Raw genomic sequence first — 20,062 nt, forward strand, 5'->3', positions numbered from 1 at the left:
ATACTGTTACCGCATTAAACGACTCAAATTGTAGTGCTTCAGCTATAAATATGACAGGTAGCGCGACTGTACTTTCAGGCAAAACTTGGAACGGAACCACAAATACCGATTGGAATACCGGATCTAACTGGTCTGGCGGAACCATTCCTACAGCAATGGATTGTGTTGTTATTCCAAATGTCACTAATGACCCTATTATTTCAGGAAGTTGTTATAATGGATTAGCATATACTCTAACCATTCAAAACGGCGGCTTTTTAACTGTAAATTCGACCAATAGCATCACTGTAACTAACTTTGTAAATGTCGATACCGGAGGAACATTCAATATTAAAAATAGCGCCAGTCTGGTTCAGATTGACAATGTCACTAACACCGGTAATATCAACATGGAACGCTTCACCCAGCCGATGTACCGTTACGATTATACCTATTGGGGTTCACCCGTAACTCAGGCTTCAGGCTTCACTTTAGGGAATTTATCACCGGGTTCTTCTTTACGCTATACCTGGATACCATCCGTTGGCGGATTAAGCGGCAACTGGGTTGGAGCAAGTTCAGCGACTATAATGACAACTGCGAAAGGATATATTGTTAGAGCTCCGGATAGTTTCTCCACTAATCCAGCAATTAAAGTCCCATTCACAGCTAACTTCATTGGAACACCGAACAATGGAGATATTTTAACACCGATATCTCATGGAACTATGGGAACCATTGCAACCGATGATAAATGGAATTTATTAGGAAATCCTTATCCTTCGGCAGTAAACGCAGCTACATTCCTGGACAATGCGACCAATGAAGGACTACTTGACGGAACGATTTATTTTTGGACCCATAATTCTCCTCCTGATACTGCTTTCCCTGATCCTTTTTATGCCAGTTTCGTAGTTAACTATACCGCTAGCGATTACGCGTCTTGGAACAAAACAGGAGGCGTTGGAACAATTGCCTCTACCGGAGGGCCTGCCCCTGATGGATTCATTGCTGCAGGACAGTCATTTTTTGCAAGAAGTTTAGGGGTAACCGGAAATGCTGTTTTCAATAACAGTATGCGAAGTGCATCCTATAGCAATAGTCAATTTTTTAGACAAACAAATCCAACAACTTCAGTTGCAAGTCCAGTAGGGAATATAGAAAGACACCGAATTTGGTTGAACCTTACCAACAACACAGGTGCTTTCAGCCAGATTTTAGTAGGTTATGTTCAAGGAGCTACTTTAGGCAGAGACAGAAACTTTGATGGTGATCGTCTTGGCGGCAATGGAGTAAACTTATACTCGATCATTCCGGATGTTAATTTGGGCATCCAAGGCCGTCCGTTACCGTTTGATGTAAATGATCAGGTCACTCTAGGCTATAATGCCATAGCAACCGGAACGTTTTCGATTCGGATTGATCATATCGATGGGCTTTTTAATACTCAAAATATCTATTTGGAAGACAAATTACTTCAGGTGATTCACGATATAAAGCAAGCCCCTTATGTCTTCACTACTGCTGCTGGTAATTTCAACAATCGTTTTGTGCTTCGATACACTTATAGTACTTTAGGAAATGAAATTTTTAATTTAAACAATATAGTTCAAGTGATTACTAATGAAAAGGCGACTGTTTATTCTTCTTATGAGACCATCAAGGACATTATTGTATACGATGTTTTGGGCAGAAAGATTGACGAATATCAAAATGTAGGAGTAACGCAATTTATTTTAAGAAACCTAAACCGCACGACCAATACCCTGATTGTAAAAATCACTTTAGAAAATGGTATGGTGGTGACTCAAAAAATTATTTACTAATCCATTTTTGGTAAATTATGACAGGAGTTATTACGCTGTGGGTTCTAATTAAAAAGTTTTAAAAACTCCAAAAAGACCGCTGCTTTAAATAGCAGGGGTCTTTTTCATTTAAATAATTTTCTCTTTCCAAATCAATCATTTGATCTGTAAATCCTACCCATTCTTAGTTCTCATCAAATGAAATGCCATAAAAGCATTTAGCTCAAAAAAGGTGTTTTAATGCGTTAAGAAATTTTAACAAATATATTGTTACCGGATCAGAACAATATTCCGTACATTTGCTTATGAATTATAATTAATATTAACACCTATTCAATGTAATTATTATTATTATTTTCTTAATATACAAAATTAAACACGCTTTATTATGAAAAACCTTGTTAATTTTTCATTTTATATATTAACAGTATTGCATTTAACAAATGTATTCGCTCAAATAGGCATTGGCACAAACACGCCCAGAGGCGCACTTGAAATTAGCTCAGCCACAAATGGGTTTTTGACACCGCAAGTAGCGCTTACAGCAGCCAACACCTATGCTCCTGTTCTAAATCCTCAAACAGCAGGCGCTCCCATAACAGGAACAGTAGTTTACAACACATCTTCCGCAGGAGCCGGCCCTACCCTTGTTACACCTGGGTATTATTATTGGGATGGTTCATTATGGTTAAGACTAGCATCCGGAACAAATTCTGATTGGACCTTATCCGGAAATGCAGGAACAGTTGCGGAAACCAGTTTTTTAGGCACTACAGATGCATCAGATTTGAGGATAAAAACCAATGGTACGAATCGTTGGAATATTTCAAACACGAATAATGGTCAGTTGCAATCGTATTCATTAGGAACTACAGCTTTGCCAGCATATTCTTTTCAGGCAAACCAAAACACAGGCATTTTTAGCCCTGGGGCGGATATATTAGGAGTCGCCACAAACGGAGCCGAAAGAATGCGAATCGATTCAAATGGAAATATTGGAATTGCAACATCTTCACCTTCTAATCGCTTACATGTTGTTAATGATGCTGATAGCAAGGGAGTATTTAGAATTGACAATGCCACATCCGGCGGTTTTTCAGGCATGTATTTCTTTGAAGGAGCCAATTATCGCGGCCATATGGGTTATGTGAATACTTTAGGAACCTCAGGATTTGGAGGTAAAGGAGCCTATCAACTTGCATCCGGGAACCGCCCTATAATATTTAGTACCAACCCAACAACTGAACTATATTTAGAAAGAATGATTATTGCAACAGATGGCAGAGTAGGAATTAACACCAACCCTACAAACGCTGTAATAACTGTTCAACCCACATCTAATTTAGAGGTAGGCGGCTCATTTGCCACTGGAATTTTGTCTATTGGTTCGAATGCAACATTATCAGGCACAGAATGTAAAATCATATTGTCAAATGGCGCATCAAACATTACAATTGTATTGCCGGATCCGGCAGATTGTTCCGGACGTTTGCTAAGTTTTAGCCGTAACGCTGCATCTACCGGCTCCGTTACATTAGACCCGCCAGCCGCCAAAAAAATGCAAAATTTAAATGGCACGCTTTCAAATACGACTACAATCGAGCTACATTCCGCAACTGGTGCTGGTTTAAATGTTCAATTCTGGTCCAATGGTACAGATTGGTACCGATAAAATTAAAAATAGTTCAAAAAAATAATTAGAGAATTTGCCCCAATTCTACCTTTCTTTTTAAACTAAAAAAAACCATTTTGCAATGAAAAAAACTAAATTCATATTATTTTCAATACTAACCCTATTAAGCTTCTCGGATTTATCTGCTCAAATAGGTTTTGGAACCAGCACCCCCAGAGGTGCGCTTGAAATCAATTCGGCTACAAATGGATTTATACCTCCTCAAGTAGCTTTAACAGCCACCACTACATCTGCCCCGGTGGTAAATCCTCAAACAGCCGGCGTTCCCATAGCAGGAACTGTAATTTACAATACAGCTACTGCGGGAGCCGGCGGAACTGCTGTAACTCCTGGGTATTATTATTGGAATGGTTCCCTTTGGTTGCGATTAATAACCGGAGCCAATTCAGATTGGACTTTATTAGGAAATACAGGAACAGCAGCCGAAACAAATTTTTTAGGAACAACAGATGCAGTCGATTTCAGAATTAAAACTTTTAACACAAACCGTTGGAACATTTCAAATGCGAATAGCGGTCAGTTGCAATCGTATTCATTAGGAACGGCAGCATTACCTATATACTCATTTCAAGGGGACCAAAACACCGGAATTTTTAGTCCCTCAGCAGATTTTTTAGGCGCAACTACAGCAGGATTTGAACGAATGCGAATAGAATCAGACGGAGATGTTGGCATTGGAACAACCTTACCTTTACATCGTTTTCACATTGTTAACAATGCGGATGGACAAGGTGTACTAAGACTTGATAATGGTACCGCCGGTGGCTTTGCAGGAGCATACTTCTATCAGGGCGCCAGTTATCGTGGTCATATAGGTTATGTAAATACCGGAGGAGCTTCAAGTTTTGGAGGTAAAGGTGCTTACCAATTGGCATCCGGAAACCGACCAATCACTTTCAGCACAGATCCGACTGATTTATATTTAGAAAGAATGGTTATTGCGACAGACGGGAGAGTAGGAATCAATACTAATGCTAGTCCACCCTCTATATCACCAACTATTCAACCCACATCAACTTTACAAGTAAATGGATCATTTGCAATAAAAGCTGTTTCTGTTAGCACAACCTCAACATTAGCGGGTGATGTATGTAAAGTTATCTTATCAAATGCAGGATCAAACATCACCATTACTTTGCCAGATCCTAACACTTGCTCAGGACGTTTACTAAGTTTTTCCCGCAACGCCGGGTCATCGGGTACAGTTACCCTTGATCCAACTGGTACTGCCAACATTCAAAATTTAGACGGAACCGTTGGGGATTCAACTGCCATCCCTTTGCATTCTGCTGGTGGTGCTGGCGGAAACATTCAGTTTTGGTCTGATGGCAGCATTTGGTATCGTTAAAATTAAAGATAATTTAAGAATTTATAAAAAGACCGCTGCTTTAAATAGTTGGGGTCTTTTTCATTTATATAGGCTTCCCGTTCAAAACTGATGTTCTTATAAGCCAGTTTTTTATCTTTAAATTGAATCCAACGAATTAAAAATTCAAACCCATAAAAAATAAAAAAAGGAAACACCAAAAGTTCCAATTGCTGTCTGATATGAATTTTCTCATGGTTAATTAAAACTTCAAAATTTCTTCTTTTTTTGTCTCTAATTATGATAAAAGGAAATACGGTTAAACCAATATAACCCTTCGGAATTAAATATTTGGAAACGATTAGAAACATTCGCTTTAAAGTTTATAAATTTGTAGTTATGAATAAGCAAAGTAATGAAAATAAATTAATCGAAGGCGAAGATTTTTATTATACGCCGGAAGGTTATAAATGCTTTACCGAAAAACACCACCTGAAACGGGGGTATTGTTGTAAAAGCGGTTGCCGACATTGCCCCTATGGATATGATAAAAAAACGAATGACATTAAAAAAAAGTAAATTTTTCGATTGTTAGATTTTTCGAAGTATCGAAATCTAACCTCATCAAATTAATAAAACAATTAAAAAAAATGAATTTTCAGGAACAAATAACAGCAGGAATTCCAACTATATTACCCACACCAAAAGCGTATGAGGCAAACATCAATCACGCTCCAAAACGTAAAGAAATCCTGTCGGCTGAAGAAAAAAAATTAGCGTTACGCAATGCCCTACGTTATTTCGAACCACAACATCATGCGGAATTAATCAAAGAATTCTTGGAAGAATTAGAAACTTACGGACGCATTTACATGTACCGTTTGCGTCCGGATTATAAAATGTATGCCCGTCCTATTTCAGAATATCCCGGAAAATGCGAGCAGGCCAAAGCGATTATGCTGATGATTCAAAATAATCTGGATTATGCCGTAGCCCAACATCCACATGAATTGATTACTTATGGTGGAAACGGAGCCGTGTTTCAAAATTGGGCTCAATATCTGCTTACGATGCAATATTTATCGGAAATGACCGATGAACAAACGTTAACCATGTATTCCGGACATCCGATGGGATTATTCCCTTCCCATAAAGAAGCTCCCAGAGTGGTAGTTACAAACGGAATGGTAATCCCGAATTATTCTAAACCTGATGATTGGGAAAAAATGAATGCGCTTGGCGTATCACAATACGGACAAATGACTGCCGGAAGTTACATGTACATTGGCCCGCAAGGAATCGTTCACGGAACCACCATTACCGTTTTGAATGGTTTCCGAAAAATAAAACGCAGCCCAAAAGGCGGCTTATTTGTTACTTCCGGTTTGGGAGGCATGAGCGGCGCACAACCCAAAGCCGGTAACATCGCAGGATGTATCACGGTTTGTGCCGAAGTAAATCCGAAAATCACCCATATTCGTCACAGTCAAGGCTGGATCAACGAAGTGATTGAAGACATTAATGACTTGGTAAAAAGAGTCGATTTGGCGAAAGCCAACAAAGAAATAGTATCCATTGGGTATCTTGGAAATGTGGTGGATGTCTGGGAAAAATTCCATCAGGAAGACATTCATATTGATTTGGGAAGTGACCAAACCTCGCTTCACAATCCTTGGGCGGGCGGTTATTATCCCGTTGGCATTCCGTTTGAAGAAGCCAATGAAATGATGGCCAACAATCCCGAACTATTCAAAGAAAAAGTGCAGGAAACATTACGCCGACATACTACTGCCATCAATAAACACACGACTAAAGGAACTTATTTCTTCGATTACGGCAACGCTTTTCTATTGGAAGCTTCTCGAGCAGGTGCGGATGTAATGGCCGAAAACCATATCGATTTCAGATACCCGAGTTATGTACAGGACATTATGGGACCAATGTGTTTCGACTATGGATTTGGTCCTTTCCGATGGGTTTGTGCTTCTGGAAAACTGGAAGATTTAGCAAAAACCGATGCTATCGCCTGTCAGGTTCTTGAAGAAATGGCCAAAACGGCTCCGATAGAAATTCAGCAACAAATGCAGGATAACATCCATTGGATTAAAGGCGCCCAGGAAAATAAATTAGTCGTGGGTTCTCAAGCCCGAATTTTATATGCCGACGCTGAAGGACGCATGAAAATTGCCGAAGCCTTCAACCAGGCGATCGCTAAAGACGAAATTGGAACTGTAGTTTTAGGTCGCGACCACCACGATGTTTCCGGAACCGATTCGCCTTACCGAGAAACCTCTAATATTTATGATGGCTCCCGCTTTACTGCCGATATGGCGATACAAAACGTGATTGGGGACAGCTTCCGTGGGGCTACCTGGGTATCCATTCACAATGGTGGCGGTGTAGGCTGGGGCGAGGTAATTAACGGTGGATTTGGTATGGTTCTTGATGGAACAAAAGAAGCATCAAAACGTTTAGAATCAATGCTTTTCTGGGATGTCAATAATGGAATTTCAAGAAGAAGCTGGGCCAGAAACGAAGGCGCCATTTTTGCCATAAAAAGAGCCATGGCGACGCAACCTTTATTGAAAGTTACCATCCCTAATATAGTGGACGAAAAATTATTTTAGTTCAAGGTTTAAAGTTTAACGTTTTTAGAATTCGTTCTTAAACAACTTTAAGCTTTAAATATTTTAACTTTAAACATAATAAGCTATGAAATCAATTCAATTCCTTCCCGTATTACTACTCTTCATATTGGGCTCTTGTAGTTCGGTAAGAGTAAATTCAGATTATGACAAAAATGTAGATTTTAGTCAATACAAGACCTATGCCTTTCATAAAACCGGCATTGATAAAGTTGAGATATCGGACTTGGACAAAAAACGAATTCTTCGGGCTATTGAGACTGAACTCACCAAAAAAGGTATGACCAAAAGTGAAACGCCCGATTTATTGGTCAACATTTTCACCAAAGAAAGAGAACAAGTAGATGTTACCCAATATAACGCCGGATGGGGATATGGCTGGGGATACGGCTGGAATCCTTATTTATGGGGCGGACAAACTTATGTTTCCACTTCAACCGAAGGAACACTTTTCATCGATTTGATTGATGCCAAGAAAAAAGAACTGGTTTGGCAAGGTCAGGGAAGCGGTTATTTAACCCAAGAACGCGAGAAAAAAGAGGAACGAATCAACGAATTTGTTGCTAAAATTTTAGCCCAATTTCCACCCTCTAAATAATAATATTTTATTTCGACATAAACGGCCTACCTTTGCGTAGGCTTTTTTTATTCCAAATTATGAGTATTACCAAAGACATTTCAAACCTCGACGACATCAAATTATTAGTCAATACTTTCTATTCTGAAGTTCAGAAAGATGCACTTATCGGCGTTATTTTTAACGAGAAGATAGGCAATCGCTGGCCGGAACATTTAGAAAAAATGTACCGATTTTGGGAAACCATTTTACTCGAAGTACACACCTATACCGGGAGTCCATTCCCGCCGCATAAAGAATTACCCGTTGCCAAAACTCACTTTGACCGCTGGATGGAAATTTTTACCAAAACCACAGACAGCCTGTTTGTTGGACCATTAGCAGAAGAAGCCAAATTACGTGCGGAGAAAATGGCAGAAATGTTTAATTATAAAATTGAGTATTTTAGAAATGCCGGGCAGAAACCTATCATTTAATTAATCCGCAACATTAACGATTTATTTATCGTTTTTAGAGAAGTGTATTCTACCCAACTCCCCTAGCCCAGATTACTTCACTGGTTCATATTTTCATAGGAGTTCAGTGAATGAAAAGCTTTTTGCAACAAACGGCTATTTTTTGTTAAAGAAAAAAAGCGACCAAAGAAGCTCTTTTTTCTTTTTACAAAAAAAGCGGTTTTCAAAAAAACTTGTAATGGAAAGCTGGAAATAGCTTCAAAAAAATTTCGTAATTTTACCCGATATACAACACAACATACCACCATGAATCCAGCATTTGAGACTAATCCGTTAATCGAAAGATTGCCCAAGCATTTAAAACAATTCATCAAGCCACAGGATTACAGCGAATATACGCCTATCAATCAGGCGGTTTGGCGTTATGTAATGCGCAAAAATGTGGATTATTTAGGAAAAGTAGCGCATGAATCTTATTTGGAAGGCTTGAAAAAAACGGGACTTGAAATTGACAATATCCCGAATATGTACGGTATGAATCGTATCCTGAAGGAAATCGGATGGGCTGCCGTTGCCGTAGACGGATTTATTCCGCCTAATGCTTTTATGGAATTTCAGGCTTATAATGTATTGGTTATTGCTTCAGACATCCGTCAATTAGAACATATAGAATATACTCCCGCACCGGACATTATCCATGAAGGTGCCGGTCACGCGCCTATTATAGCGAATCCGGAATATGCGGAATATTTACGCCGTTTTGGAGAAATTGGCTGCAAAGCGATTTCCTCCTCACACGATTATGAAATGTATGAAGCCATTCGATTGCTTTCAATCCTGAAAGAAGCCGAAGGTACACCACAAGCCGATATTGAAGCAGCAGAAAAACAAGTAGATTTTCTTCAAAACAATATGGGAGAAATGTCGGAGATGGCCCAAATCAGAAACCTGCATTGGTGGACGGTTGAATATGGCCTGATCGGAACATTAGAAAATCCTAAAATATATGGTGCCGGACTTCTTTCCTCTATTGGAGAAAGTGCCTGGTGTATGACTGATAACGTGAAGAAAATTCCTTACGATATTTCGGCAGCCAACCAAAGTTTTGATATTACAAAACCGCAACCGCAACTATATGTTACGCCTGATTTTGCTTATTTAAGTCTGGTTTTGGAAGAGTTTGCCAATAAAATGGCTTTACGCACTGGCGGATTATCAGGAATTGAAAAACTGATTCATTCCAATGCTTTAGGAACCATCGAATTGAGCACCGGACTTCAGGTTTCGGGCGTGTTTACCAATGTGATTGAAAATGAAGGCAAACCCGTTTATATTCAAACCAAAGGCAAAACTGCTTTGTCCTACAGAGAAAAAGAATTGGTAGGCCACGGTACCGAACATCATGCGGAAGGTTTTGGAAGTCCGATTGGAAAACTAAAAGGAATGAACCTTGCTATTGAAGACATGAGTCCAAGAGATTTAGGCGCCTACGACGTTTATGAAGGTAAAAAAGTTACCCTTGAATTTGAAGGAAACATTACAGTTTCAGGTGAAATCATTACCGGTTCCCGTAACCTCCAAGGAAAAATCATTATCATCCGATTTAAAGACTGTACTGTTAAACATAACGATACACTTCTATTCCAACCGGAATGGGGCGTATATGATATGGCTGTGGGTAAAAAAATAGTAGCGGCTTTTTCCGGTCCTGCCGATGTAAATAGTTTCGACATGATTACGCATGTTGCTTCGAGCAAAACAATCAAAGCAACAAAAACGCCTGAACGCGAAGAACTGGAAGGTTTGTACCAAAATGTGCGCAACCTGCGTGAAGGTAAATCTTCCGATTTGAGTCTGGAGCAAATCTTTGAAAATGTAAAAGCAAACCACCCTAACGATTGGTTATTGTGTGTGGAAATTGCCGAGCTTTTGCAAAAAAACAACAATCAGGAATTATTGACCCCTTTATTGGCTCATTTGGAAAAACTGAAACTTGACCGTCCAAAAGTCGCACACCTGATTAGTGGCGGACTGGAGTTGATTTTTGAAAAAGAAAAGGTTTAAAAAGATAATCCGAAATTCGATTTTATATATTCTGTTATTTAAAACCTAAAATTACGGCTTTGTGACTTATGTTACAGCTTTCCTTTTAACAACAATATATCTTTGTTTAAAATTAATTAATTATGGGATTATTAAGCATGTTTGGCTTCGGTGACAAATCAGAAAGCATAAAGGATTTTATGGATAAAGGCGCAGTAATTATTGATGTAAGAACCGCCGGCGAATTCAAAGAAGGCCATATTAAAGGTTCGAAAAACATTCCTTTAGATACGATTGCCTCAAAAGCACAGGAAATTAAAAAACTGAACAAACCAGTTATCGCCTGTTGTCGTTCCGGAATGCGAAGTGGTCAGGCTACTTCCATTTTAAAACAAAACGGCATCGAAGTCATCAATGGTGGTGGTTGGGAAAGCCTGGAACGCAAATTGTAAAAAACAAAAATCCCAAGTTTGCGCTTGGGATTTTTTTATAATTTAATTTTCTGATTGAAATCCGTTTCGGTGGTGATGACCTGATTTTCATACTGCAGTTTCCATCCCATCGTGTTGGTAAGAATTAAAATTTTGGCCAATTCACTTACCAGTCGGTTTTTTGCATTGGATTTCAGCGTTGATTTTCCGATTTTAACCGCCAGATCCGCTTTTACTTTTTTATTGATTTTATTGTAATCATCTCCTGTAAATGGATTGAGTTTGCTTTGCTCTACATTATAAAACTGAATGTCGGGACTTATTTTTATTTCTTCTTTTGGGATACTTAAAATCGTTATCGTTTTGCTTTTCTCATCAATATCATATTTCATTTGGCGCAAATCGTAGGCCACCGTCACATCCGCATTAATGACAATTAACGCTTTCTTTTCAAAAGAGAGCATGTCCATCAAATATTTGTCCTGGTCTTTGTAAGTCATGATTTGAGAAAAATGGCCTTCGGTCACGATCAATTTACCCACATTGACAATTTGTTGCTGAATTAGATTGGTGTTGTATTCCTGTGTTGTACCATCACGGTTTTTGAATTCACAAAAACGGAATAACAAAAAAACAGCAGCAACAATTCCTATTACAATTAATATTTTTTTAAGCATAATTAAAATTTCATGAATGGATATTCCGATACCAATTTAGTCTTTTTTTCGGTTAGGCTGGCTTCAAATTTAAGATGACTTTCCGATTTGGGATTAAATGGCCGATGCGCCAATCCTTTTTGAATCGCATCTACCTCATCCATTGTTTTATAGACTGATTCGGCAATCCAAGTTTCTTTAAATCGTTGCCAAATATAATCAATCGCTATTTGATTCGGATGCAGCATATCTTCGGCATAAAACCGATAGTCCCGCAATTCGTCCATCATGATTTCGTAGCTTGGGAAATAGTTTATTGTTGATTTTTTGGTACTGATTGTTTGATGAATGGCAGAAATCAAATTCGCTTTACTCCATTGGTTTTCGACAAATCCATCTTTGATATGCCGCACTGGAGAAACCGTGAAAATGATTTTGGCCTCTTTATTTACTGAAGTAATCAAGGAAATTATACTTTCAAGGCTTTGTTTAATTGTGTCAACTGATAACAATTCTTTTTCAAATTGCTTTTGTGGCACTTTATGACAATTAGCGACAACTGCATCGCTTTCTATTTTTCGATATACCCAAGCCGTTCCTAATGTAATAATGAGGTGTGTGGCTTCTTTTATTCGAGTGTTCGAGTGTTCGATTATTTGATTCAGATTTTGTAATAATGCTTCTTTATTGGAATTACTCAAATCGGAGTGGGCATCAAACGAATGCCAACGTTCATTATGAAAAAAAATGTCTTTTTCGGTGAATACCTTTTGAGAAACAGTAAAATCAATGAACCGCTCAATCGCCAGCGGATGAAATAAAATCCCGAATGGATTTACGGTATTCTGGAATTTAAAATAATCCAATTGTTCCGCCATATTGACTGCAAAACAAGAACCCAAAGACACCATCACTGAAGTATAATCTAATGGAAAATTACTTTTAGAAATGGGTATTTGGGTTCTGAATTGCATGGTTTTTTCTTTGCTACGAATTTAGTTCATAATTTAAATATTTTCAAAGGAATTCACTGATTTTCAATTTACAAAATAAAAGCCTTTTATCTCTTTTACTTTTCATTTTAAAACAAAAACCCAAATACACCATTTTTTAAAAACAGGTATTTGGGTTTTGAAATCAACCTTTTCAGCGTTTAAACTCCGAAAGGATTATATATCACTCATGAATTTATTCATAAAAATATTGAAATACCGTTGATTTACCTCCATTGTTAGCCGGATCAACTTCTTTAGCGGTAACCGGATAATCGAATGCATTGTAAGTGTACTGAATTGGATCAGAACTTGAATTTGCATTTGCAGCACTGCTAATACTTAATCCTGTAACATTATGCGCATTTCCATTCAGGGCACTATCATAATAGGTTAATTTATCAAATCCAAGAATGTCATTAAAGGGCGAATTTTTAGTGTCAAAAGTATAACGGGAAGTTTCTGTAACCATACTGCCATTGACATTGACATAAGTTTCAATTTTACTGACCTGACCGTTTTCAACAAAAACTTTCCTTTTACTGATCTCAGAATTTTGATCTGTTAAAGCTCCTTTATAACCTGTTACCGCAATTGTGCCGTCATTATTATAGACATAGATAGCTCTATAAACAATACTGTTATTGGGTTTTACCCTTTTGAAGTTCACCAATTGGTTGTTAGCGTTATATTCGAAAATTTCTTTAGAATTTAGAATCGCATTGGTATAAAATTCTCTGGAAGTTATAAGATCCCCGGTATAGGAATAGGTAACATATTTATCATCCGAAGTTATAATTTTAGCTAATTTATCTCCATCGTAAATATATTCTCCCGTGGTAACCGGAGTACCACCGTTTATGATGGCTACTGTTTTTTTTAATACCGTACCATTGGTATTTGATTCTGTAACGTTTGATTCTGAAGTATCAAATTCTTCATTTGAACACGAGGTAAGCGTGACCATTGTAATGCCTAATAAGCAGATAAGTTTTTTCATGATTTGCAATTATATTTTTAAAACTTTTGTAAAGAAAGGGAAAAAAATAAATGCCAAAATTAATTTTAACTTAAGTTTATTATAAAAAATAAATTGCAATTTGCTTATTATGAGAGTATTATGGTTAAAATTTTATTGCCACGAATTCACAGATTTTAAAAACAAAATCAAAAATTATCGAATTCGTGGCTAATAAATTACTTGATAAAATCAACTGCTTTTTCCAAAGCTTCGTTAATTCCAGCCGTATTTTTTCCACCTGCCGTTGCAAAGAATGGTTGTCCACCTCCGCCACCTTGGATGTATTTCCCTAATTCGCGAACTACATTTCCAGCGTTTAGGTTTTTCTCTGCCACTAATTCTTTCGAAATGTAGCAGCTTAGCATTGGCTTCCCTTCTTCGGCTGTAGCCAATACCAAAAATATATTAGTTCCTAGATTCCCTAATTCATAGGCTAAGTCTTTCGCACCTTCCGGGTTTAAATCGACTTGTTTCGCCAAAAATTTCACTCCGTTGATTTCCTGTAATTGAGAAGCCAATTCCGATTTCATGTTTTTGACTTTGTCTTTCATCAAAGCCTCAATTTGCTTGGTCAGTTTTGCATTTTCTTCTTGCAATGAAATAACCGCTTTTATTGAATCCTGTGGGTTTTTTAAAGCTATTTTAATTTCATTCAACGCATTTTCCTGAGTTGCATAATACGCTTTCACCGCATCACTTGTAATGGCTTCGATACGACGAATTCCCGCGGCAACCGCACCTTCACTCGTGATTTTGAAATGCCAGATATCCGCCGTGTTTTTTACGTGGATTCCACCACACAATTCCATGCTTTCTCCGAATTTAATCGCACGAACATGATCCCCGTATTTCTCTCCGAATAACGCCATGGCTCCTTCTTCCACTGCTTGTGCAAACGGAATATTTCTTCTTTCGATTAATGGCAATTGCTCTTGAATTCTTGCATTTACAAAGTCTTCTACTTGTTGCAATTCTTCGTCCGTTACTTTTGCGAAATGCGAAAAGTCAAAACGCAGATAGTTTGGATTTACCAACGATCCTTTTTGTTCCACATGGGTTCCCAAAATGCTTCTCAAGGCTTGGTGCATCAAATGCGTTGCCGAGTGATTTTTGGAAGAAGCTATTCTTAATTTGGTATCCACTTTGGCGATAAAACTTCCATTAACATTCGTTGGCAAGCTTTTAGCAAAATGTAAAATCAGGTTGTTTTCTTTTTTGGTATCCAAAATTTCGATGTTCTCGTTAGCCGAAACCAAGATTCCTTTGTCGCCAATTTGTCCTCCGCCTTCCGGATAGAAAGGGGTGCTATTTAAAACGATTTGGTATAAAACTCCATCTTTTTTACTGTCAATTTTTCTGTAACGCGTGATTTTCACTTCGTTTTCGTTTTGGTCATACCCAACGAAAGTTTCCGTGTTTCCTTCCACAAGAATAGTCCAGTCGTCAGTGGTCATTTCTGAGGCGGCACGAGAACGTGTTTTTTGTTCCAGCATCGCTTTATCAAAACCTGCTTCATCTAAATCATACCCTCTTTCTCTTAAAATCAGAGCCGTTAAATCGATTGGAAAACCAAATGTGTCATACAATTCAAAAGCTTTTTGACCGGAAACGGTTTTCCCTTCGGTTGATTTGATAACATTTTCAAGCAATTGCAATCCTTGGTCTAAAGTTCTCAAAAATGAGTTTTCTTCTTCACGGATTACATTCATCACTAAGTTTTTTTGAGAAACAATTTCAGGGAATGAACTTCCCATTTGATTGCTTAACGTTTCCACCAATTGATAAATAAACGCTTCTTTGGTATTTAAAAAGGTGAATCCGTAACGAATGGCTCGACGCAAAATACGACGGATTACATAACCCGCTCCTGTGTTAGATGGCAATTGTCCATCGGCAATAGCGAAAGCAACGGCGCGAACGTGATCGGCAATAACACGAATGGCGATATTGATTTTCTCTTCGTCTTCGTCTTTTGCTTTGATGGTATAATTTGCTCCAGTTACGCTTTCAATTTTTTCAATCAGCGGCGTAAACACATCCGTATCATAATTGGACTGCACATTTTGCAAAACCATGCACAATCTTTCGAATCCCATTCCGGTATCTACGTGTTGGGCTGGCAATTTTTCTAATGAACCATCGGCTTTACGGTTGAATTCCATAAAAACATTGTTCCAGATTTCCACTACGTGCGGATGGTCGTTATTAACTAAATCTTTTCCCGGAGTTTTTGCTTTTTCTTCAGCCGAACGGATATCCACGTGAATTTCCGAACATGGTCCGCAAGGTCCTTGGTCTCCCATTTCCCAGAAGTTGTCTTTTTTATTTCCTAATAAGATTCGGTCTTCGGAAATTAAGGTTTTCCAGATATCGTAGGCTTCCTGGTCGAAAGGCACGTTTTCTTCTTCGCTGCCTTCAAAAACGGTAACGTAGAGAATGTCTTTATCGATTTTATAGACTTCCGTCAATAATTCCCAAGCCCAGTTGATGGCTTCTTTTTTGAAATAATCTCCAAAAGACCAGTTTCCTAACATCTCAAACATGGTGTGGTGGTAGGTATCAATCCCTACTTCTTCCAAATCGTTGTGTTTTCCGGAAACGCGAAGGCATTTTTGGGTATCGGCGATTCGTTTGCTTTTTGGTGTTCCGTTGCCCAGAAAATATTCTTTGAACTGCGCCATTCCGGAGTTGTTGAACATCAGGGTTGGATCGTCTTTTAAAACGATTGGCGCTGATGGAACTATTAAATGTCCTTTACTTTGGAAAAAATCCAGAAACTGTTTTCTGACGTCTTGTGATTTCATTTCTTTATTTAGTTTAAAGTTTAAGGTTTAAAGTTTTCAAACCGGAAACTGTGTCTTTTATATTTTTAATTAATAAACAATCAAACGATTACTCTTTTATCCCTGATGGAAGCGGCATCCTTTTTTGGAACGTTTTTTCAACGTTTTGAAAAAGATATAGCGGACAGCAGGAACAGGAATAATAAAAAAGCCAAATGTTTTGCTCTAAAAAACCATTTTAAAGAAACATTTATTAAATTTGTTCGTCTAACCTTACAAAAGGTTTGCAATTCACTTTTTACAAGGTGCAAAAATAGCATATTTTAAAACATGTCGAAGGTAAAATATTATTACGATTCTGAAAATCTGGCGTATCGGAGAATCCAAACCAAAAAAAGAAAAAAAATAGGCTATATAGTCTTGTTTTTGGTTTCTTCTTTGTTGTTTGGAGTTTTAAGTTTTGTGCTTTTATTGAACACACCCTATTTTGAAACCCCGAAAGACCGATTACAAGCTCGTGAAATTGATAATTTGAAGCTTCGTTATGCGATTTTGAACAAAAAAATTGACCAGATTGACGAAGTAATGACTAATATTGAGGATCGTGACAATAATTTATACCGTATTTATTTCAACACTTCGCCTATTCCGGATGAAGAACGAAAAGCAGGTTTTGGAGATGTGAACCGATATAAAGAACTGGAAGGTTTTACCAATTCGGAATTGGTCATAAACACAACCAAACGGGTGGATGTCCTTTCGAAACAATTGGTGGTACAATCCAAATCACTGGATGAAATTTTGAAATTGGCTAAAGCCAAAAGTGATCTGTTAGCTGCGATTCCGGCGATTCAGCCCGTTCAAAATGAGAAGCTAAAAAGCATGGCTTCCGGTTTTGGTTATCGAAGTGACCCTTTTACCAAAGCCAGAAAATTCCATGAAGGAATGGATTTTACGGCAAAAACGGGAACACCTATCTTTGCCACCGGCGATGGTATAATTGAAAAGGCTGACAATTCGCTTTCAGGTTATGGCAATCATATAGAGATTCGTCACGGATATGGTTATAAAACGTTGTATGCCCATTTGAGTAAATATAAAGCCCGTGCCGGACAACATGTGAAAAGAGGTGACGTTATTGGTTATGTAGGAAGCACAGGCCGGTCGGAAGCACCGCATTTGCATTATGAAGTGCATAAAAACGGAGAACCCGTTAACCCGCTTAATTTCTATTACGGAAATATTTCGGCGGCAGAATATATTGCCATATCAAAAATTGCTAATCAAGAAAATCAATCACTCGACTAATGCACATAGAATTACCTGAAAAAAGATATTACGCCATTGGAGAAATTGCCAAAGCTTTTGATGTAAACGCATCGCTTATTCGTTTTTGGGATAAGGAATTTGATATCCTGAAACCCAAAAAGAATGCTAAAGGCAACCGCATGTTTACGCCAGAAGACATAAAAAATTTACAATTGATATTTCATCTGGTCAAGGAAAGAGGTTTTACCCTCGAAGGAGCTAAAACGCATCTGAAAGAAGGACAAAAGAAAACTTTGGATAAATTTGAAATTATCCGTAAATTAGAAACCATCAAAACACAATTAACAAATATTAAAAATCAACTTTAGAACCCTTTAGTTGGGAGGTTGCAGAATAAAAATAAACTTTAAAAACAAAAAACAAACTTTAAAAACAAAAAACATGAGAAGATTTTTGCCTTGGATTATCGTAGCAGTCGTAATTTTTATAATTTTCAGCTGGGTTAAAGGAATAAATAACACTGCAGTAACTTTGAACCAATCTGTAGAGCAATCTTGGGGTGATGTTCAAACGGCTTATCAAAGAAGAAATGATCTTATCGGGAATTTAGTAAATACAGTTAAAGGTGCGGCGGATTTTGAAAAAAGCACATTGACTGCTGTTATCGAAGCACGTTCAAAAGCGACAGCAGTAACCGTTGATCCAGCAAATATTACTCCGGAACAATTGGCTGAATTTAATAAAGCACAAAGCGGAGTTTCATCAGCTTTATCAAGATTATTAGTAACCGTGGAAGCATATCCTGAATTGAAAGCCAACCAAAATTTCTTGAAATTGCAAGATGAATTGGCGAGCACTGAAAATCAGATTTTAACGGCAAGAACCCGTTTTAACGAAGCGGTAAAACCTTACAACAACCATATCAAAACTTTCCCAAATTCTATATTTGCAGGAATGTTCGGATTCAAAGAAAAAGCATATTTCACTGCTGTTGAAGGAGCTGAAAAACCGGTTGAAGTAAAATTCTAATTAAAAAAATGTCAAAAGTGGAAAATTTTTTAACCAAAGAAGAAGAACAAGAAATTGTTGAAGCTATTCACATGGCTGAAAAAAATACTTCTGGCGAGATTAGAGTTCATATAGAAAAAGCAACTTCCATTGATGCGTTTGATCGCGCAATGGAAGTTTTTCATGAATTGAAAATGGATGAAACCCAACTCAAAAACGGTGTTTTAATCTATTTGGCTGTAGATGACCGCCATTTTGTAATTTGTGGAGACAAAGGCATTAATGATGTAGTTCAAAATGATTTTTGGGATTGCACGCGGGACATTATGGTCACACAATTTAAAGAAGGCAATTTTAAACAAGGTTTAATAAACGGCATTTTAAGAGCCGGGGAGCAACTACAAAAATATTTTCCTTGGGAAGATGGCGATACGAATGAATTATCAAACGAAATCTCTAAAGGATAATGACTTTAAATAAAATGAATTACTCAATTTTCCTGAAACTGCTCGTTTGTTTCTTTTTTACACAAATCAGTTTTGCGCAATTTACCATACCGAAAAAACCGGATTTTCAAACCAGTGTTTACGATTATGCCAACTTATTAAGCTCGTCCGAAAAAGCAGCTTTAGAAGAAAAATTAATCAAATATTCCGATTCTACTTCTACTCAAATTGTTGTGGCAATAGTAGAAACCATCAATGGGGAATCCATCGGAATCCTTGCTCCGAAATGGGCGCATGAATGGGGAATTGGTCAAGCCAAAGAAGATAATGGTGTTTTTATTCTTTTAGCCAAAAGCGAAAGAAAAATTTGGATTGCTCCGGGTTATGGGGTGGAAGACCGTATAACTGCCGGAATTGGAGGTGAAATTACCAGAAACATCATCATTCCTGAATTCAAAGCTGGAAATTATTACAGTGGTTTAGATAAAGGTGCCGATGCTATTTTTGATGTTTTAAAAGGAAAATACAAAGGAGAAAGAAAAAAGGAGAAAGAAAAAGGGTTTCCTATTTTACCGATTATCATTATTGTCATCATCATTCTAATGCTGATTTCCAGAAACAAAAAAGGTGGCGGAAATTCCGGAAATTCCGGTGGCGGACCAAGTTTACTTGATGTTATCATATTGAGCAGTTTAGGTGGTGGCCGTGGCGGTTTTGGAGGCGGTCATTCTTCCGGTGGTGGATTTGGCGGCGGTGGCGGCGGCTTCGGCGGCGGATTTGGCGGCGGCGGATTTTCTGGCGGTGGTTCTGGCGGAGATTGGTAGATTAGATTTACAAAATGCATTTTCATATAAAATAAAAGAGTCCCGATTTCTCGGGACTCTTTTTTGTTTCTTAAAACATATGCCTATTTCCTCTTGAGGGCTTTTCTTTGCCTGCGAATTTTTCAATTT

Annotated in this window: 18 protein-coding genes; 14 read left to right on the forward strand and 4 right to left on the reverse strand. The window is 37.8% G+C overall.

What is annotated here, in order from left to right:
• From VI621_RS08770 to VI621_RS08810, 9 genes are all read left to right on the forward strand, one after another.
• The coding region (locus VI621_RS08770) for a hypothetical protein (RefSeq protein ID WP_324218005.1) at positions 1-1,805 on the forward strand (1,805 nt) is incomplete at its 5' end.
• 367 nt (positions 1,806-2,172) lie between these two features.
• Positions 2,173-3,456 (forward strand): hypothetical protein, encoded by a 1,284-nt coding sequence (locus VI621_RS08775; RefSeq protein ID WP_324218006.1) that lies wholly within the window; start codon positions 2,173-2,175, stop codon positions 3,454-3,456.
• Positions 3,457-3,538: 82 nt separating this feature from the next.
• Positions 3,539-4,825 carry a hypothetical protein gene (locus tag VI621_RS08780; RefSeq protein WP_324218007.1) on the forward strand — a complete coding sequence of 429 codons (1,287 nt, stop codon included), beginning with the start codon at positions 3,539-3,541 and terminating at the stop codon, positions 4,823-4,825.
• 357 nt (positions 4,826-5,182) lie between these two features.
• Complete coding sequence (locus tag VI621_RS08785; RefSeq protein ID WP_324218008.1) at positions 5,183-5,362, forward strand: DUF5522 domain-containing protein; 180 nt, start codon at positions 5,183-5,185, stop codon at positions 5,360-5,362.
• A 71-nt stretch (positions 5,363-5,433) separates the two neighbouring features.
• The gene (locus tag VI621_RS08790; protein WP_324218009.1) at positions 5,434-7,410 is read left to right on the forward strand and encodes a urocanate hydratase; all 1,977 of its coding nucleotides are present in this window, start codon (positions 5,434-5,436) and stop codon (positions 7,408-7,410) included.
• Positions 7,411-7,495: 85 nt separating this feature from the next.
• Positions 7,496-8,026, forward strand: coding sequence for a DUF4136 domain-containing protein (locus tag VI621_RS08795; RefSeq protein ID WP_324218010.1), 531 nt, complete (start codon positions 7,496-7,498; stop codon positions 8,024-8,026).
• Positions 8,027-8,085: 59 nt separating this feature from the next.
• A complete protein-coding gene (locus VI621_RS08800; RefSeq protein ID WP_324218011.1) occupies positions 8,086-8,481 on the forward strand; it encodes a group III truncated hemoglobin in 396 nt (131 codons plus the stop codon).
• Positions 8,482-8,766: 285 nt separating this feature from the next.
• The gene (locus tag VI621_RS08805; protein WP_324218012.1) at positions 8,767-10,524 is read left to right on the forward strand and encodes an aromatic amino acid hydroxylase; all 1,758 of its coding nucleotides are present in this window, start codon (positions 8,767-8,769) and stop codon (positions 10,522-10,524) included.
• Positions 10,525-10,646: 122 nt separating this feature from the next.
• Complete coding sequence (locus tag VI621_RS08810; protein WP_324218013.1) at positions 10,647-10,955, forward strand: rhodanese-like domain-containing protein; 309 nt, start codon at positions 10,647-10,649, stop codon at positions 10,953-10,955.
• A gap of 35 nt (positions 10,956-10,990) precedes the next feature.
• Here the strand turns inward: VI621_RS08810 and VI621_RS08815 are convergent, their stop codons facing one another.
• The 4 genes from VI621_RS08815 to alaS form a co-directional block, all read right to left on the reverse strand.
• A complete protein-coding gene (locus VI621_RS08815; protein ID WP_324218014.1) occupies positions 10,991-11,611 on the reverse strand; it encodes a DUF4230 domain-containing protein in 621 nt (206 codons plus the stop codon).
• Between the two features lie 2 nt (positions 11,612-11,613).
• Positions 11,614-12,564: a GSCFA domain-containing protein gene (locus VI621_RS08820; protein WP_324218015.1), complete on the reverse strand. Its 951-nt coding sequence runs from the start codon at positions 12,562-12,564 to the stop codon at positions 11,614-11,616.
• A gap of 214 nt (positions 12,565-12,778) precedes the next feature.
• Positions 12,779-13,582 (reverse strand): hypothetical protein, encoded by an 804-nt coding sequence (locus VI621_RS08825; RefSeq protein ID WP_324218016.1) that lies wholly within the window; start codon positions 13,580-13,582, stop codon positions 12,779-12,781.
• Between the two features lie 197 nt (positions 13,583-13,779).
• Positions 13,780-16,407 carry an alanine--tRNA ligase gene (gene alaS, locus VI621_RS08830; RefSeq protein ID WP_324218017.1) on the reverse strand — a complete coding sequence of 876 codons (2,628 nt, stop codon included), beginning with the start codon at positions 16,405-16,407 and terminating at the stop codon, positions 13,780-13,782.
• Positions 16,408-16,716: 309 nt separating this feature from the next.
• Between alaS and VI621_RS08835 the strand changes: the two genes are divergently transcribed.
• The 5 genes from VI621_RS08835 (at position 16,717) to VI621_RS08855 (ending at position 19,933) form a co-directional block, all read left to right on the forward strand.
• A complete protein-coding gene (locus VI621_RS08835) occupies positions 16,717-17,694 on the forward strand; it encodes a M23 family metallopeptidase (protein ID WP_324218018.1) in 978 nt (325 codons plus the stop codon).
• Complete coding sequence (locus VI621_RS08840; RefSeq protein WP_324218019.1) at positions 17,694-18,023, forward strand: MerR family transcriptional regulator; 330 nt, start codon at positions 17,694-17,696, stop codon at positions 18,021-18,023. The genes VI621_RS08835 and VI621_RS08840 overlap by 1 nt, the downstream gene beginning before the upstream one ends.
• Positions 18,024-18,096: 73 nt before the next feature.
• Positions 18,097-18,684, forward strand: a complete 588-nt coding sequence (locus VI621_RS08845) for a LemA family protein (RefSeq protein WP_324218020.1) — start codon at positions 18,097-18,099, stop codon at positions 18,682-18,684.
• A gap of 8 nt (positions 18,685-18,692) precedes the next feature.
• Positions 18,693-19,130 carry a TPM domain-containing protein gene (locus VI621_RS08850; RefSeq protein ID WP_324218021.1) on the forward strand — a complete coding sequence of 146 codons (438 nt, stop codon included), beginning with the start codon at positions 18,693-18,695 and terminating at the stop codon, positions 19,128-19,130.
• A 14-nt stretch (positions 19,131-19,144) separates the two neighbouring features.
• Entirely contained in the window at positions 19,145-19,933 is a 789-nt protein-coding gene (locus VI621_RS08855) for a TPM domain-containing protein (RefSeq protein WP_324218022.1), read from the forward strand.
• The last annotated feature ends 129 nt before the right edge of the window (positions 19,934-20,062 follow it).

The sequence above is a fragment of the Flavobacterium sp. genome, from assembly GCF_035292545.1.
In the GTDB taxonomy this organism is placed as follows: domain Bacteria; phylum Bacteroidota; class Bacteroidia; order Flavobacteriales; family Flavobacteriaceae; genus Flavobacterium.

Excerpts from the sequence above, each read along its gene's own strand:
- VI621_RS08775 (WP_324218006.1), top strand. The coding sequence starts at position 2,173 with ATGAAAAACCTTGTTAATTTTTCATTTTATATATTAACAGTATTGCAT.
- VI621_RS08780 (WP_324218007.1), top strand. The coding sequence starts at position 3,539 with ATGAAAAAAACTAAATTCATATTATTTTCAATACTAACCCTATTAAGC.
- VI621_RS08785 (WP_324218008.1), top strand. The coding sequence starts at position 5,183 with ATGAATAAGCAAAGTAATGAAAATAAATTAATCGAAGGCGAAGATTTT.
- VI621_RS08790 (WP_324218009.1), top strand. The coding sequence starts at position 5,434 with ATGAATTTTCAGGAACAAATAACAGCAGGAATTCCAACTATATTACCC.
- VI621_RS08795 (WP_324218010.1), top strand. The coding sequence starts at position 7,496 with ATGAAATCAATTCAATTCCTTCCCGTATTACTACTCTTCATATTGGGC.
- VI621_RS08800 (WP_324218011.1), top strand. The coding sequence starts at position 8,086 with ATGAGTATTACCAAAGACATTTCAAACCTCGACGACATCAAATTATTA.
- VI621_RS08805 (WP_324218012.1), top strand. The coding sequence starts at position 8,767 with ATGAATCCAGCATTTGAGACTAATCCGTTAATCGAAAGATTGCCCAAG.
- VI621_RS08810 (WP_324218013.1), top strand. The coding sequence starts at position 10,647 with ATGGGATTATTAAGCATGTTTGGCTTCGGTGACAAATCAGAAAGCATA.
- VI621_RS08815 (WP_324218014.1), bottom strand. The coding sequence starts at position 11,611 with ATGCTTAAAAAAATATTAATTGTAATAGGAATTGTTGCTGCTGTTTTT.
- VI621_RS08820 (WP_324218015.1), bottom strand. The coding sequence starts at position 12,564 with ATGCAATTCAGAACCCAAATACCCATTTCTAAAAGTAATTTTCCATTA.
- VI621_RS08825 (WP_324218016.1), bottom strand. The coding sequence starts at position 13,582 with ATGAAAAAACTTATCTGCTTATTAGGCATTACAATGGTCACGCTTACC.
- alaS (WP_324218017.1), bottom strand. The coding sequence starts at position 16,407 with ATGAAATCACAAGACGTCAGAAAACAGTTTCTGGATTTTTTCCAAAGT.
- VI621_RS08835 (WP_324218018.1), top strand. The coding sequence starts at position 16,717 with ATGTCGAAGGTAAAATATTATTACGATTCTGAAAATCTGGCGTATCGG.
- VI621_RS08840 (WP_324218019.1), top strand. The coding sequence starts at position 17,694 with ATGCACATAGAATTACCTGAAAAAAGATATTACGCCATTGGAGAAATT.
- VI621_RS08845 (WP_324218020.1), top strand. The coding sequence starts at position 18,097 with ATGAGAAGATTTTTGCCTTGGATTATCGTAGCAGTCGTAATTTTTATA.
- VI621_RS08850 (WP_324218021.1), top strand. The coding sequence starts at position 18,693 with ATGTCAAAAGTGGAAAATTTTTTAACCAAAGAAGAAGAACAAGAAATT.
- VI621_RS08855 (WP_324218022.1), top strand. The coding sequence starts at position 19,145 with ATGAATTACTCAATTTTCCTGAAACTGCTCGTTTGTTTCTTTTTTACA.